Source organism: Streptomyces abyssomicinicus (assembly GCF_008974245.1).
Classification (GTDB): domain Bacteria; phylum Actinomycetota; class Actinomycetes; order Streptomycetales; family Streptomycetaceae; genus Streptomyces; species Streptomyces abyssomicinicus.
On the sequence record NZ_BBZI01000011.1, the window covers coordinates 310,310 to 324,156 of the forward strand.

13 protein-coding genes and 1 tRNA gene are annotated in these 13,847 nt (G+C 72.5%); 11 read left to right on the forward strand and 3 right to left on the reverse strand.

Annotation, left to right across the window (positions count from 1 at the left end; all coding sequences use genetic code 11):
* Window positions 1–117 precede the first annotated feature (117 nt).
* The 3 genes from galT to galK all read left to right on the forward strand — a co-directional run bounded on the left by galT (window position 118) and on the right by galK (window position 3,408).
* Window positions 118–1,176 (forward strand): galactose-1-phosphate uridylyltransferase, encoded by a 1,059-nt coding sequence (gene galT, locus GBN72_RS26710; protein ID WP_151774458.1) that lies wholly within the window; start codon window positions 118–120, stop codon window positions 1,174–1,176.
* Window positions 1,173–2,132, forward strand: coding sequence for a UDP-glucose 4-epimerase GalE (gene galE, locus GBN72_RS26715; RefSeq protein WP_151774459.1), 960 nt, complete (start codon window positions 1,173–1,175; stop codon window positions 2,130–2,132). Before galT ends, galE begins: the two co-directional genes overlap by 4 nt.
* 97 nt (window positions 2,133–2,229) lie before the next feature.
* Window positions 2,230–3,408, forward strand: coding sequence for a galactokinase (galK, locus tag GBN72_RS26720; RefSeq protein ID WP_151774460.1), 1,179 nt, complete (start codon window positions 2,230–2,232; stop codon window positions 3,406–3,408).
* Window positions 3,409–3,541: 133 nt separating this feature from the next.
* On the opposite strand, the gene GBN72_RS26725 is transcribed toward galK, so the two are convergent.
* Entirely contained in the window at window positions 3,542–4,909 is a 1,368-nt protein-coding gene (locus GBN72_RS26725; RefSeq protein ID WP_151774461.1) for a sensor histidine kinase, read from the reverse strand.
* A gap of 155 nt (window positions 4,910–5,064) precedes the next feature.
* Between GBN72_RS26725 and GBN72_RS26730 the strand changes: the two genes are divergently transcribed.
* From GBN72_RS26730 to GBN72_RS26760, 7 genes are all read left to right on the forward strand, one after another.
* Window positions 5,065–5,931, forward strand: a complete 867-nt coding sequence (locus GBN72_RS26730) for a terminase gpP N-terminus-related DNA-binding protein (protein WP_151774462.1) — start codon at window positions 5,065–5,067, stop codon at window positions 5,929–5,931.
* A gap of 8 nt (window positions 5,932–5,939) precedes the next feature.
* Window positions 5,940–6,011 (forward strand) — tRNA-Gln (locus GBN72_RS26735).
* A gap of 129 nt (window positions 6,012–6,140) precedes the next feature.
* On the forward strand, window positions 6,141–7,583 hold the full coding sequence (glmU, locus tag GBN72_RS26740) for a bifunctional UDP-N-acetylglucosamine diphosphorylase/glucosamine-1-phosphate N-acetyltransferase GlmU (protein ID WP_151774463.1): 1,443 nt from the start codon (window positions 6,141–6,143) through the stop codon (window positions 7,581–7,583).
* A 140-nt stretch (window positions 7,584–7,723) separates the two neighbouring features.
* Entirely contained in the window at window positions 7,724–8,698 is a 975-nt protein-coding gene (locus GBN72_RS26745) for a ribose-phosphate diphosphokinase (protein WP_108951652.1), read from the forward strand.
* A gap of 212 nt (window positions 8,699–8,910) precedes the next feature.
* Window positions 8,911–9,519, forward strand: coding sequence for a 50S ribosomal protein L25/general stress protein Ctc (locus GBN72_RS26750; RefSeq protein WP_151774464.1), 609 nt, complete (start codon window positions 8,911–8,913; stop codon window positions 9,517–9,519).
* 97 nt (window positions 9,520–9,616) lie between these two features.
* Window positions 9,617–10,213, forward strand: a complete 597-nt coding sequence (pth, locus tag GBN72_RS26755; protein WP_151774599.1) for an aminoacyl-tRNA hydrolase — start codon at window positions 9,617–9,619, stop codon at window positions 10,211–10,213.
* A 435-nt stretch (window positions 10,214–10,648) separates the two neighbouring features.
* Window positions 10,649–11,464: a LuxR C-terminal-related transcriptional regulator gene (locus tag GBN72_RS26760; RefSeq protein WP_151774465.1), complete on the forward strand. Its 816-nt coding sequence runs from the start codon at window positions 10,649–10,651 to the stop codon at window positions 11,462–11,464.
* On the opposite strand, the gene GBN72_RS26765 is transcribed toward GBN72_RS26760, so the two are convergent.
* Window positions 11,423–11,920 (reverse strand): MarR family winged helix-turn-helix transcriptional regulator, encoded by a 498-nt coding sequence (locus tag GBN72_RS26765; protein ID WP_151774466.1) that lies wholly within the window; start codon window positions 11,918–11,920, stop codon window positions 11,423–11,425. The genes GBN72_RS26760 and GBN72_RS26765 overlap by 42 nt on opposite strands.
* Before the next feature lie 72 nt (window positions 11,921–11,992).
* Here GBN72_RS26765 and GBN72_RS26770 point away from each other — a divergent pair, with 72 nt between their 5' ends.
* Window positions 11,993–12,847 (forward strand): trans-aconitate 2-methyltransferase, encoded by an 855-nt coding sequence (locus GBN72_RS26770; RefSeq protein ID WP_246212929.1) that lies wholly within the window; start codon window positions 11,993–11,995, stop codon window positions 12,845–12,847.
* Between the two features lie 300 nt (window positions 12,848–13,147).
* On the opposite strand, the gene GBN72_RS26775 is transcribed toward GBN72_RS26770, so the two are convergent.
* Complete coding sequence (locus tag GBN72_RS26775) at window positions 13,148–13,843, reverse strand: TetR/AcrR family transcriptional regulator (protein WP_151774467.1); 696 nt, start codon at window positions 13,841–13,843, stop codon at window positions 13,148–13,150.
* Between the last annotated feature and the right edge of the window lie 4 nt (window positions 13,844–13,847).

The window sequence follows — 13,847 nt, forward strand, 5'->3', positions numbered from 1 at the left end:
TCGCGTTTTATTGTGGTCTGTTATGTTGACTTCTGTTCGAGGCATCGCGCATCCGGGCGGGACATCCGAGGGAGCCGGGCGGTGCGGCGGGAGGCGGTCCACGGTGAGGAAGACACGGTGAGGAAGACTTCGACCCGGCTTGCCGACGGGCGCGAGCTCATCTACTACGACCTGCGCGACACCCCGCGCGAAGCGGTCGACAGGCGACCCCTGGACGCCACCGTCACCAGCTCCGAGGTACGCCACGACGTCCTCCAGGGCGACGACATCGCCGTCGCCTCGCACCGGCAGGGCCGCACCTACCACCCGCCGGCCGACCAGTGCCCGCTCTGCCCCACCCACGGCGACCGGCTCAGTGAGATCCCCGACAGCACCTACGACGTGGTGGTCTTCGAGAACCGCTTCCCCTCCCTCGCCGGCGACTCCGGCCGCTGCGAGGTCGTCTGCTTCACCGAGGACCACGACGCCTCCTTCTCCTCGCTCACCGAGGAGCAGGCCAGGCTCGTCCTCGACGCCTGGACCGACCGGACCGCCGAACTCTCGCAACTCTCCTCCGTCGTCCAGGTCTTCCCCTTCGAGAACCGGGGCCAGGAAATCGGCGTGACCCTCGGTCACCCCCACGGGCAGATCTACGCCTACCCCTTCGTCACCCCCCGTACCGCACGGATGTTCCAGTCCCTGGCAGCGCGACGCGGCGAGGACCCCGAGGCCAATCTCTTCGACGAGATCGTCACGCGCGAGTCCACCGGCGAACGACTGGTCCTCGAGGGTGAACACTGGGTCGCCTTCGTCCCCTACGCCGCCCACTGGCCCTACGAGGTCCACCTCTACCCCCGCCGCCGCGTCCCCGACCTGACCGCCCTCGACGAGGCCCAGCGCGCCGAGTTCCCCCGCCTCTACCTCGAACTGCTGCGCCGCTTCGACCGCATCTTCGGCCCCGACGAGCCGCCCACCCCCTACATCGCCGCCTGGCACCAGGCGCCGTTCAGCGGATTGGACGCGTACGAAGGGGTGACGCGCGACGACTTCGCCCTCCACCTCGAGCTGTTCACCATCCGCAGGACCTCCGGCAAGCTCAAGTTCCTCGCCGGCTCGGAGTCCGGGATGGGAGTCTTCATCAACGACGTGCCGCCGGAGGCGGCGGCACGACGACTTCGGGAGGTGGCGAGCGCGTGAGCGCCAAGTACCTGGTCACCGGCGGCGCCGGCTACATCGGCAGCGTCGTCGCCCAGCACCTGCTGGAGGCCGGACACCAGGTCGTCGTCCTCGACGACCTGTCCACCGGCTTCCGCGAAGGCGTCCCCGAGGGCGCGGAATTCGTCCGGGCCGACCTGCGCGAGGCCGGCCGCCACCTCGACGCCTCCTTCGACGCCGTCCTCCACTTCGCCGCCTCCTCCCAGGTCGGCGAATCCGTCGTCAGGCCCGAGAAGTACTGGGAGAACAACGTCGGCGGCTCCCTCGCCCTGCTCACCGCCATGCGCGAGGCGGGCGTGCGCAAGCTGGTCTTCTCCTCCACCGCCGCCACCTACGGCGAACCGGAGACGGTCCCCATCCCCGAGACCGCCCGCACCGCACCCACCAACCCCTACGGCGCCACCAAACTCGCCGTCGACCACATGATCACCAGCGAGGCGAACGCCCACGGCCTCGCCGCCGTCAGCCTCCGCTACTTCAACGTCGCCGGCGCCTACGGGGACCGCGGCGAACGCCACGACCCCGAGTCGCACCTGATCCCGCTGATCCTCCAGGTCGCCCTCGGCCGCCGCGACCACATCTCCGTCTACGGCGACGACTACCCCACCCCCGACGGCACCTGCATCCGCGACTACATCCACGTCGCCGACCTCGCCGACGCCCACCTGCTCGCCCTGGACGCCGCCACCCCGGGCGAACACCTCATCTGCAACCTCGGCAACGGCAGCGGATTCTCCGTCCGCCAGGTCATCGACACCGTCCGCCAGGTCACCGGCCACCCGATCCCCGCCCAGGTCGCCGAGCGCCGCGGCGGCGACCCCGCCGTCCTGGTCGCCTCCGCCGCGACCGCCCGCGACCGGCTCGGCTGGAGTCCGCGCCGCGCCGACCTCACCACCATCGTCACCGACGCCTGGGACTTCGCCCGCCGCCGCGCGTGAGCACCCGGCGTCCGCCGTCTTCCCTCCGCCGTCTTCCCTCCGCTGTCTTCCCCCCGTCGTCCCCCTCGTACTCCGCCGCACGGAAGGGCCACCGAACATGACCGAGGCCGTCGAGGCCCCCGAGGCCGCCGCCGAGGCCGTCGCCCGCCGGTTCGCCGAGCTGTACGGCGCCGCACCGGCCGGCGTCTGGGCCGCCCCGGGCCGCGTCAACCTCATCGGTGAGCACACCGACTACAACGACGGCTTCGTCATGCCCTTCGCCCTGCCCCACGTCGCCGTCGCCGCGGTCTCACCACGCGAGGACGGCGTCCTGCGCCTCTCCTCCGCCGACGTCCCGGGCGGCGTCGTCGAGCGCCGGGTCGACGAACTCCTCCCCGGCTCCGACAAGCGGTGGACCGCCTACCCGGCGGGCGTCGTCTGGGCCCTGGACGACGCCGGCCACCGGGTCACCGGGGCCGACGTCCACCTCGCCTCCACCGTCCCCAGCGGAGCCGGGCTCTCCTCCTCCGCCGCCCTCGAGGTCGTCATCGCGCTCGCCCTCGACGACCTCTTCGGCCTCGGCCTCGACCGGGCGCTCCTCGCCCGGCTCTGCCAGCGCGCCGAGAACGAGTACGTCGGCGCGCCCACCGGGATCATGGACCAGACCGCCTCCGCCTGCTGCGAGGCCGGACACGCCCTCTTCCTCGACACCCGCGACGGCACCAGGCGCCAGATCCCCTTCGACCTCGCCGCCGAGGGCATGCGGCTGCTCGTCGTCGACACCCAGGTCAAGCACTCCCACAGCGGCGGCGAGTACGGCAAGCGCCGGGCCGGCTGCGAACGCGGCGCCGAACTCCTCGGCGTGCGGGCGCTGCGGGACATCCCCTACGCGGACCTGGACGAGGCGCTCGCGCGCATCGACGACGAGGAGATCCGGCGGCTGGTCCGGCACGTCGTCACCGAGGACGAGCGGGTCGAGCGCGTCGTGGGGCTCCTGTCCGCCGGGGACACCCGGGCCATCGGCCCCGTCCTCACCGAGGGCCACGCCTCGCTGCGCGACGACTTCCGGGTCTCGGCACCCGAACTCGACGCGGTGGTCGACGCGGCGCTGTCGGCCGGCGCCCTCGGAGCGCGGATGACCGGCGGCGGCTTCGGCGGCTCCGCCATCGTGCTCGTCGACGACGACGCGGCGGACGCGGTCACCGCCGCGGTCGAGGCCGCCTTCGCCAAGGCCGGCTACCAGCCCCCGCGCGTCTTCGCCGCCATCCCCTCCCAGGGCGCCCTCCGCCTCCGCTGACCCCACGCGTCCCGGGCCGTGCCGCCCCGCGCGTCCCGGGCCGTGCGACGGGGCCCGTGCGGCGGTGCGGCTTGCTCGGCGGTGGGGCTCGTGGGGCTCGTGGGGGTGGTGGGGTTCGTGCGGTGGTGTGCGGTCAGGGGGCAGGGGCGGTGGGGGCGGCCGGCGGTGGGGCCGGGATCACCGCGGAGACACGGAAACCGCCCAGGTCCGTGGGGCCCGCCACGAACGCCCCGCCCAGCGAGGTCACCCGCTCCCGCATCCCCACCAGACCGTTGCCGCCCGACGGAAGACCCGCCTCCGCCCCCGGCACCCCCACCGGCCGCTCGTTCTCCACCTGCATCGCCACCTCACCCTCCCGGTGAGCCACCCGCACCCGCGTCCGCGCCCCCGCCGCGTGCTTGTGCACGTTGGTCAACGCCTCCTGCACCACCCGGAACGCCGTCCGCTCCACCACCGGCGGATACCCCGGCGACTCCCCCTCCTCGAGGAACTCCACGGCCACCCCCGCCGCCCGTGACTGCCCGATCAGCTCACCCAGCGCCGCCAGCCGCGCGGGCCCCTCCGCGGCCTCCGCCGCGCCCGCCCCTTCGGCCGCCGCCCGCTGCTCCGGCATCCGCGGCGAACCCGCCGCCCGGGCGGAGGCGGAGGCGGAGGTCGAGGCGGAGGCGGACACCGGCGCCGCACCGGCCGCCGGGGTGGTCCGCAGCACGCCCAGCATCTCCCGCAGCTCCGTCAGCGCCTGCCGGCCCATGTCCCCCACCAGCGCCGCGTTCCGCACCGCCTTCTCCGGGTCCTTCAACGCCACCGCCTGGAGCGCCGCCGCGTGCACCACCATCAGGCTCACCCGGTGCGCCACCACGTCGTGCATCTCCCGCGCGATGCGCCGGCGCTCCTCGTTGCGCGCCCACTCGGCCCGCTCCTCGGCCCGCTCCGCCAGCAGTTGCAGCTCCCGCTCCAGACTGTCCGCGCGCTCCCGCAGCGACTCCATCAGCCGCCGCCGCGCACCCACGTACAGGCCCAGCAGCACGGCCGGCGCCGTGTGCCCCAGCGCGGTGCTGACCGCGGCGAACCACCGGAACCAGCCCTCCACCTCGGGCTCCATCCGCACCAGCGCCACCACCAGCACGCCCGCCAGGGACATCCCGGCCAGCGCGCCGATCAGCCGTCGCGGCAGGTCCGAGGAGGCGACCGTGTAGAGGCCGACCACCGCCAGCAGGAAGCCCATCACCGCCGGGGTGATCGCCACCCCCACCAGGGCGACCGCCACCGGCCACCGCCGGCGGAACCCCAGCACGGAGCCCACCAGCACGCCGAACACCACGCCCACGGCCATCGGCAGCCCGGCGTCGCGGGCGAACCCCACGCCCTCCACCGCGCACTCCGTGGCCGACGCCACCGCCAGCGAGACGTCCAGCACCACCGACCGCCGGCGTGGCCACCACCCGTCACCGGGCCCGGCCCGCTCCACCGCCGCCCGTCGCTCTTCCCCCGTCGTGGTCATGCGCCAAGCCTACGGAAGGCATCCAGGGACGTTCCTGCGGGTTTGCGAGTGGACATATCGATACATGGCCATCGAACTCGATGTAAAAGCGCTCGAACTGGTGAATCGCTCAGATTTCCGCCCCAAAACGCCGGCCGCCCGCGCAGAGTGAGCACATGGAACAGCGCGACGCCGGATCCGACCACCTCCGGCAACAGGCCGTCGCCCTCCGGCGGCAAGGACTCAGCACCCGGCGGATCCGCGAGGAGCTGGGCATCGACAACTGGACCCTCCGGCCCCTCCTGGCGGGCGAGCCTCCGCCGGAGTGGACCAGGCGCCCCCGGGCCAAGGACGACCTCCGCGAACGCGCCCGCGAGCTCCGCCGCCAGGGCTGGACCTACGACCGGATCACGGCGGAACTGGGCTGCTCCAAGAGTTCGGTGTCCCTCTGGGCCCGGGACCTGCCGAGGCCGGAGCGGAAACGTCGCACCCGCGAGGAGGCGTCCGAGATCGGGAAGCGGGCCTGGGAGGCCCGGCTGCAGACCCGCGAGGCAGAACGACAGCAGACCAAGGGGGCGGCCCGGCGTGAGATCGGAGCGCTGTCCGAGCGCGAACTCTTCATCGCCGGAGTCGCCCTCTACTGGGCCGAGGGGTCGAAGGACAAGCCGTACGCCCGCCGCGAACGGGTCGTCTTCGTCAACAGCGACCCGGGCGTGATCCGGACCTACCTCGCCTGGCTCCGCCTGGTGGGCGCCCCCTTCGGACGCCTGCGTTTTGCCGTGATGATTCACCAAGGAGCCGATGCGCGAGCCGCAGAGGAGTACTGGGCCGAACTGACAGGCGCCGACGCGTCCGCCTTCTACAGAACCACCTTGAAGAGACACAACCCGAAGACCACTCGGAGGAACACCGGCGAGAACTACCGAGGCTGCCTCGCCGTATATGTGCTTCAGGCAGCCGACTTGTACCGTCGCATCGAAGGGGCTTGGTGCGGCATAGTAGAGGCCGCAGCGTCAGCGCATGACTCAGCTCACCTGGGTTGACAAAGCATTCCCCCGTGGTGTAATTGGCAGCACTCTAGATTTTGGTTCTAGCTGTTCAGGTTCGAGTCCTGGCGGGGGAGCCGAACAATGTGAGCACTCCTGACCGGCCCGGACCGCATACGCGGTCGGGGCCCGTTCGCATGTGCCGCTCACCGACCCCCCGGTATCCTGCGAGGGTCCCACTCGTAACACAGCCGAAGGGCACCACCGTGAGCGCCAACCGCCCGGCCGCCGTCGTCGTTCTCGCAGCGGGTGAGGGCACCCGTATGAGGTCCGCCACTCCCAAGGTCCTGCACACGCTCTGCGGACGCTCCCTGGTGGGGCACGTGCTCGCGGCCTCCCGTGAGCTGGAGCCGGAGCACCTGGTGGCCGTGGTGGGCCACGCCCGCGAGAAGGTGACGGCCCACCTGGGCGAGACCGACCCCGCCGTGCGCACCGCCGTGCAGGAGGAGCAGAACGGCACCGGCCACGCGGTCCGCATCGCGCTGAACGAGCTCGGCGCCGTGGACGGCACCGTGGTCGTGGTGTGCGGCGACACCCCGCTGCTGCGCGGCGAGACGCTCCGCGCGCTCGCGGAGACGCACGCCGCCGACGGCAACGCGGTGACGGTGCTGACCGCCGAGGTCCCGGACGCCACCGGCTACGGCCGGATCGTCCGCGACGAGCAGGGCGCGGTGACCGCGATCGTGGAGCACAAGGACGCCTCCGACGCGCAGCGCGCGATCCGCGAGATCAACTCCGGTGTGTTCGCGTTCGACGGCCGCCTGCTGGCCGACGCGCTGGGCCGGCTGCGCACGGACAACAGCCAGGGCGAGGAGTACCTGACGGACGTCCTCGGCATCCTCCGCGCCGACGGCCACCGGGTGGGGGCGAGTGTGGCGGAGGATCACCGGGAGATCGCCGGCATCAACAACCGGGTGCAGCTCGCCGAGGCCCGTCGCTCCCTGAACGAGCGGCTGCTGGAGCGGGCGATGCTGTCCGGCGTGACGGTGGTGGACCCGGCGTCGACCTACCTGGACGTGACGGTGACGTTCGGTCAGGACGCGCTGGTGCACCCGAACACGCAGCTGACGGGTTCGACGCACATCGGCGAGGGCGCCGAGGTGGGTCCGAACAGCCGCCTGCACGACACGGAGGTGGGTCCGGGCGCGCGGCTGGACAACACGGTGTCGGACGGCGCGATCGTGGGTCCGGAGGCGTCCGTGGGGCCGTTCGCGTATCTGCGGCCGGGGACGCGGCTGGGTCTGCGGTCGAAGATCGGTACGTACGTCGAGACGAAGAAGGCGGAGATCGGCGAGGGCACCAAGGTGCCGCACCTGACCTATGTGGGCGACGCCACGATCGGCGACCACACGAACATCGGCGCGGCCAGCGTGTTCGTGAACTACGACGGCCAGGAGAAGCACCACACAACGATCGGGTCGCACTGTCGTACCGGTGCGGACAACATGTTTGTGGCTCCTGTCACTGTCGGGGACGGCGCGTACACCGCGGCGGGGTCGGTGGTGACCCAGCCGGTGCCGCCCGGTGCTCTGGCCGTGGCCCGCTCCCAGCAGCGGAATATCGGGGGTTGGGTGGCTCGGAAGCGTCCGGGGAGCGCCGCGGCGAAGGCCGCCGAGGAGGCGTCCCGGCCGGTGGACGGCGAAGGCTGAGCGTGTTCACGCCCGTCTGATCGGGCGTACCGTGATAAGTGCAGAAACCGCACCACCCCCCAGCCGGGCGGGCAGGCGCCGTCCGGCGATCTCCCCTGCTCCGCCCGCTGCGAGACCACACCCTCTGAGGAGACAGTGCTGTGACCGGGATCAAGACGACCGGCCAGAAGAAGATGATGTTCTTCTCCGGCCGCGCCCACCCCGAGCTTGCCGAGGAGGTGGCGCACCAGCTGGGCGTCGAGGTCGTGCCGACCAAGGCCTTCGACTTCGCGAACGGTGAGATCTACGTTCGCTACCAGGAGTCGGCGCGTGGCGCGGACTGCTTCCTGATGCAGAGCCACACGGCCCCCATCAACAAGTGGGTCATGGAGCAGCTGATCATGATCGACGCGCTGAAGCGCGCGTCGGCCCGGTCGATCACGGTGATCGTGCCGTTCTACGGTTACGCGCGTCAGGACAAGAAGCACCGTGGCCGTGAGCCGATCTCGGCCCGTCTGATCGCGGACCTGATGAAGACGGCGGGTGCGGACCGGATCCTCACCGTGGACCTGCACACGGACCAGATCCAGGGCTTCTTCGACGGTCCGGTGGACCACCTGTTCGCGCTGCCGCTGCTGGCGGACTACGTGGGCGCGAAGGTGGACCGGGACAAGCTGACGGTGGTCTCGCCGGACGCCGGCCGGGTGCGGGTGGCGGACCGCTGGTGCGACCGTCTGGGCGCTCCGCTGGCGATCGTGCACAAGCGGCGCGACAAGGACGTGGCGAACCAGGTGACGGTCCACGAGGTCGTGGGCGAGGTCAAGGACCGGGTGTGCGTCCTGGTCGACGACATGATCGACACCGCGGGCACGATCTGCGCGGCGGCCGACGCCCTGTTCGCGCACGGTGCGGCGGACGTGATCGTGACGGCGACGCACGGTGTGCTGTCGGGTCCGGCGGCGGACCGGCTGAAGAACTCGCGGGTGAGCGAGTTCGTGCTGACCAACACGCTGCCGACGCCGGGTGAGCTGGAGCTGGACAAGATCACGGTGCTGTCGATCGCGCCGACGATCGCCTCGGCGGTGCGTGAGGTGTTCCAGGACGGTTCGGTGACGAGCCTGTTCGACGAGCAGTGATCCGAGGTTCGGTGAGCGGGCTTCCGTCCGGTCTCTGCTAGATCGTTTTTGTGCGGCCTCCCCGGCCGAGTAGACTCATGGAGTTGCTCGGCGAGGGAGGCCGTACTTCGTGTACGGCGGTCCGTTATCGACGCGCTCTTCGTAGCAGGCCGTTGTTTGGCCGGGTGACCGACCCCGACCGTTTTCACGTACCACTACGAGGAGTGTGAGCCATGTCCGAGGTGAAGCTCGCCGCTGAGACCCGCACCGAGTTCGGCAAGGGTGCGGCCCGTCGCATCCGCCGCGACAACAAGGTGCCGGTCGTCCTGTACGGCCACGGCACGGACCCGAAGCACCTGACCCTGCCGGGTCACGAGCTGCTGCTGGCGCTGCGTACGCCGAACGTTCTGATCTCCCTGTCGGTCGACGGCAAGGCCGACGAGCTGGCGATCCCGAAGGCCGTGCAGCGCGACCCGCTGAAGGGCTTCCTGGAGCACGTCGACCTGCTGCTGGTCAAGCGGGGCGAGAAGGTCTCCGTCGAGGTCCCGGTCGTCACCGAGGGCGAGCTGGCCCCGGGTGCCGGTCTGGTCGAGCTGGTCCAGGCCGCCCTGTCGGTCGAGGCCGAGGCCACCCACATCCCCGAGTCCGTGACCGTCTCGGTCGAGGGCCTGGAGTCGGGTGTCAGCATTCTGGCGAAGGACGTCAAGCTGCCGAAGGGCGTCTCGCTCGCCGGTGACGAGGACGCCGTCGTGCTGTCCGTCGTCGCGCCGCAGGTCGAGGCGTCCGAGGAGGAGGCCGGCGAGGCCGCCGCTCCCGAGGGCGACGTCGTCGACGAGGGCTGAGTCCTCGCGTAGTCGTGTCACCGGCCGCCGCTCCCCTGGGGGGCGGCGGCCGGTGGTGTTTGCTGTTCGGTGAGGCGTTTCCAGGGAGAGTGACGTGGTGTCCACAGACGCGAATGCCCCGTGGCTGGTGGTGGGTCTCGGCAATCCGGGGCCGGAGTACGCGATGAACCGGCACAACGTCGGCTTCATGGTGGCGGACCTGCTGGCGGATCGGATGGGCGGCCGGTTCAAGCGCGCGGGGAAGGCGCAGGCCCAGGTGGTGGAGGGCCGGGTGGGTCCGCCGGGGCCGCTGTCGCGCCGGGTCGTGCTGGTGAAACCGATGTCGTTCATGAACCTGTCCGGTGGGCCGGTGAACGCGCTGCGGGACTTCTACAAGGTGCCGACGGCGCACGTGGTCGCGGTCCACGACGAGCTGGACATCGACCACGGGACGCTGCGGCTGAAGCTGGGCGGTGGCGACAACGGCCACAACGGGCTGAAGTCGATCACCAAGGCGATGGGGCCGGAGTACCACCGGGTGCGGTTCGGGATCGGGCGTCCGCCGGGCCGGATGCCGGTGGCGGACTTCGTGCTGAAGGACTTCTCCTCGGCGGAGCGCAAGGAGCTGGACTTCTTCGTGGACCGTGCGGCGGACGCGGTGGAGTCGCTGGTGCTGGAGGGGCTGGAGCGGGCGCAGGGGGCGTACAACTCCTGACCGTCCGGGCGCGGGTGGCGCCCGGGGCGGCGTGGGGGACGAGGGCGGGGGTGTGGTGAGGGGCCCGTGCGCCCCGGGGGATGGCGCCGCTCCCCCCAGTTCGGCGAATCCGCTTCCCGGGTAGGCCGCCGCCCGTACTCTGATGAGCAGCACCGGTGGGGGCCGGTGCCTTTCAGGGGGCGAGACAGTCGGGTACGGCGCCCGGATCCGGTGGTCGGAGGCGCGTGCGTGCGACGGGCTCGGCGGCGGCCGGGTCGTGGTCGCCGGGCGTGGCTCCGCGTTCCGGGGCCCGGCGGCCTGGGCTTGGGCCGGGCGTCGTGTCCGCTTCGCCATTGGCGCCGGCGCCGGGGTTGTCCGTGGCGTCGGCGCCGAGGCGCGTGCCCCGCATATTCGGGCCCGGAGAGCTGGGCAGGCAGACGGGACGGGGTGGGTCGTATGGTCCGCGTTCGGGTGCTGGTCGTCGACGATCACCGCATTTTCGCCGAGTCGCTGGCCGCCGCCCTGGCGGCCGAGCCGGACGTGGAGGTGTCGGCGGCCGGCAGCGCGGTGGCGGCGTTGCGGTCCCTGGAGCGTGCGACGGTGGACGGGCGGCGTTTCGACGTGCTGCTGGTGGACGCGGATCTGGGCGCGGGGGGTCAGGTGCCGGTGTCCGCGGCGGCGGCCCGTCTCTCGCTTCCGGCGCAGGTGTCCGGTGCGTCGGCCGTGGCGCCGGCGGAGGGCGCGGCCGCGGTGACGGGGGACGGCATCGCGCTGGTGGCCGGCGTCCGGACGGCGCATCCCGGGGTGCGGACGGTGGTGCTGGCGGAGAAGGACGACCCCCGTCGGGCCGCGCAGGCGTTGCAGGCGGGCGCGTCGGGGTGGGTGGCCAAGGACTGCTCGCTGTCGCGGCTGCTGACCGTGGTGCGGGGTGTGCTGCGCGACGAGACGCATCTGCCGCCGGCGCTGCTGACGGGTGTGCTGCGGGAGATGACCGCGGCGCGGCGGCACCGTACGGAGAGCGAGCGGCTGGTGGAGTCGCTGACGCCGCGGGAGCGCGAGGTGCTGCGCTGCATGGTGGCGGGGCTGGGTCGCAAGGCGGTGGCGGAGCGGTTGTTCCTGTCGCCGCACACGGTGCGCACGCACATGCAGAACGTGCTGGGCAAGCTGGGCGTGCATTCGACGCTGGCGGCGGTGGCGCTGGCGCGGCGGGCGGGGGTGGGGCCGGTGGACCTAGCCGGGGATGTTGTCGAACGGGGCGGTCAGCCGGCGTAGCAGGGTGGCGAGTTCGCCGCGTTCGCCGCGGGAGAGCTCGGAGAGCAGGGCGCGTTCCTGGTCGAGGAGGCCGGCGAGGGCCTGGTCTGCGCGGCTCTTGCCCTCCTCGGTGAGGCGGACGAGGACGCCGCGGCGGTCGCTGGGGTCCGGGAGGCGTTCGACGAGGCTCTTCTTGGCGAGCCGGTCGATGCGGTTGGTCATCGTCCCGGAGGTGACCAGGGTCTGGGTGAGGAGCTGGCCGGGGGAGAGCTGGTAGGGGGATCCGGCGCGGCGCAGGGCGGTGAGCACGTCGAACTCCCAGGGTTCGAGGTTGTGCTCGGAGAAGGCGAGCCGGCGCGCGCGGTCGAGGTGGCGGGCGAGCCGGCTGACCCGGCTGAGTACTTCGAGCGGTTCCACGTCGAGGTCCGGGCGCTCCCGGCGCCACGCTGCGACCAGCCGATCGACCTCGTCCTCCATACGATCAGTGTAGTGGTTGTGTCGATGTGAAGTCTCTTGACGTCGAGAGATTTTTCCGTGTGCACTGGTGCCATGGACGCGGACATGGACACGGGTGCGGGCAAGGGCGCGGGCACGGACTGGGACGCCGAGCGGTACCTGCGGCACGCGGACGACCGCGCCCGCCCGTTCGCCGACCTGCTGGCCCGTGTCCCCCCACTGCCGGTGGCGGCGCCGCGGGTCGCGGACCTGGGCTGCGGTCCGGGGAACGCGACGGCCGGGCTGCTGGCGCGGCGGTGGCCGGCCGCCCGGATCACTGGCTACGACAACTCTCCCGCGATGCTGGAGCGGGCGGCGGCGCTGGCCGGGCCGACCGAGGGCGGCGGCAGCCTGTCCTTCACCTTCGCGGACCTCACCCGGTGGACGCCGGACGGCGCGTACGACCTGATCGTCTCCAACGCGGCGCTGCACTGGGTCCCCGGGCACGCGCGGGCGCTGCCGGAGTGGGCGCGGGCGTTGCCGCCGGGCGGGGTGCTGGCGTTCCAGGTGCCGTACAACCTGGACGCGCCGGTGCACGCGCTGATGCGGGAGACGGCGGCCGGTCCGCGCTGGGCGGAGCGGCTGCGGGGGGTGCTGCGGGGGACCGGCTCGGTGAGTGCGCCGGAGGCGTACCTGGACCTGTTCGCGCGGCGCGGGTTCGCGGTGGACGTCTGGGAGACGACGTACCTGCACGTGCTGTCCGGCGAGGACGCGGTCCTCGACTGGGTGTCCGGCACGGGGCTGCGGCCGGTGCTGGCGGCGCTCGCCGCCGACCCGCCCGAGCGGGACGCGTTCGTCGCCGAGTACGGGGCGCGGTTGCGTGAGGCGTATCCGCGCGCGCCGTACGGCACGGTCCTGCCCTTCCGGCGGCTGTTCTGCGTGGCCGTCGCCCCCGGAAGGGACCGCTGACGAGGGCGGCCCGCCGGGTGCGCCGCAGGGTCCCGCCCGGCCCGCCCCGCCCGCGCGGCGGGGAACCGGCACCGACGCGGGGCCGGTACCGGCGGGGACCGGGACCGGTGTGGGGCCGGTGTCGGCGGGGGACCGGGGTGGCGCGGGGCCGGCCGTACGGGCGGCCCGGCCCGCCCCGCCCGCGCGGCGGGGAACCGGCACCGACGCGGGGCCGGAACCGGCGGGGACCGGGACCGGTGCGGGGCCGGTGTCGGCGGGGGACCGGGGTGGCGCGGGGCCGGCCGTACGGGCGGCGGGCGGTCAGGACTTGCGGTGGCCGATGAGCTTCGGCTTCTGCTCGAGCCCGTCGAGTCCGTGCCACGCGAGGTTGACCAGGTGCGCGGCCACCTCCGCCTTCTTCGGCCGGCGCACGTCGAGCCACCACTGCCCGGTGAGGGCGACCATCCCGACCAGCGCCTGCGCGTACAGCGGCGCGAGCTTGGGGTCGAACCCCCGGCTCTTGAACTCGCGGCCGAGGATGTCCTCGACCTGCGTGGCGATGTCGGAGATCAGTGAGGCGAAGGATCCGGTGGACTGCGGGATGGGGGAGTCCCGCACCAGGATGCGGAAGCCGTCCGTGTACTCCTCGATGTAGTCGAGGAGCGCGAACGCGGCCTGCTCGCACAGCTCCCGCGGGTGGCCGGCCGTCAGGGAGCCGGTGACCATGTCGAGCAGCCGCCGCATCTCGCGGTCGACGACCACCGCGTACAGGCCCTCCTTGCCGCCGAAGTGCTCGTAGACCACCGGCTTGGAGACCCCGGCCTTCGCCGCGATCTCCTCCACGGAGGTCCCCTCGAAGCCCTTGGCGGCGAAGAGGGTACGTCCGATCTCCAGCAGCTGCTGGCGTCGTTCCGCGCCCGTCATCCGGGTGCGGCGCGCACGCCTGGGCGGCTTCTCGGTCCGCGTGTCGTCACGGGGCCGTTCGGAATCGCTGGGGCTGCTGGAGTCGGTCACCACATGT

What these genes read in the sequence shown, in the direction of transcription:
- GBN72_RS26765 (WP_151774466.1), bottom strand. Translation starts at nt 11,920, where the DNA reads ATGGAGGACGAGGTCGATCGGCTGGTCGCAGCGTGGCGCCGGGAGCGC.
- GBN72_RS26750 (WP_151774464.1), top strand. Translation starts at nt 8,911, where the DNA reads ATGTCCGAGGTGAAGCTCGCCGCTGAGACCCGCACCGAGTTCGGCAAG.
- galK (WP_151774460.1), top strand. Translation starts at nt 2,230, where the DNA reads ATGACCGAGGCCGTCGAGGCCCCCGAGGCCGCCGCCGAGGCCGTCGCC.
- GBN72_RS26730 (WP_151774462.1), top strand. Translation starts at nt 5,065, where the DNA reads ATGGAACAGCGCGACGCCGGATCCGACCACCTCCGGCAACAGGCCGTC.
- GBN72_RS26725 (WP_151774461.1), bottom strand. Translation starts at nt 4,909, where the DNA reads ATGACCACGACGGGGGAAGAGCGACGGGCGGCGGTGGAGCGGGCCGGG.
- GBN72_RS26770 (WP_246212929.1), top strand. Translation starts at nt 11,993, where the DNA reads ATGGACGCGGACATGGACACGGGTGCGGGCAAGGGCGCGGGCACGGAC.
- GBN72_RS26760 (WP_151774465.1), top strand. Translation starts at nt 10,649, where the DNA reads ATGGTCCGCGTTCGGGTGCTGGTCGTCGACGATCACCGCATTTTCGCC.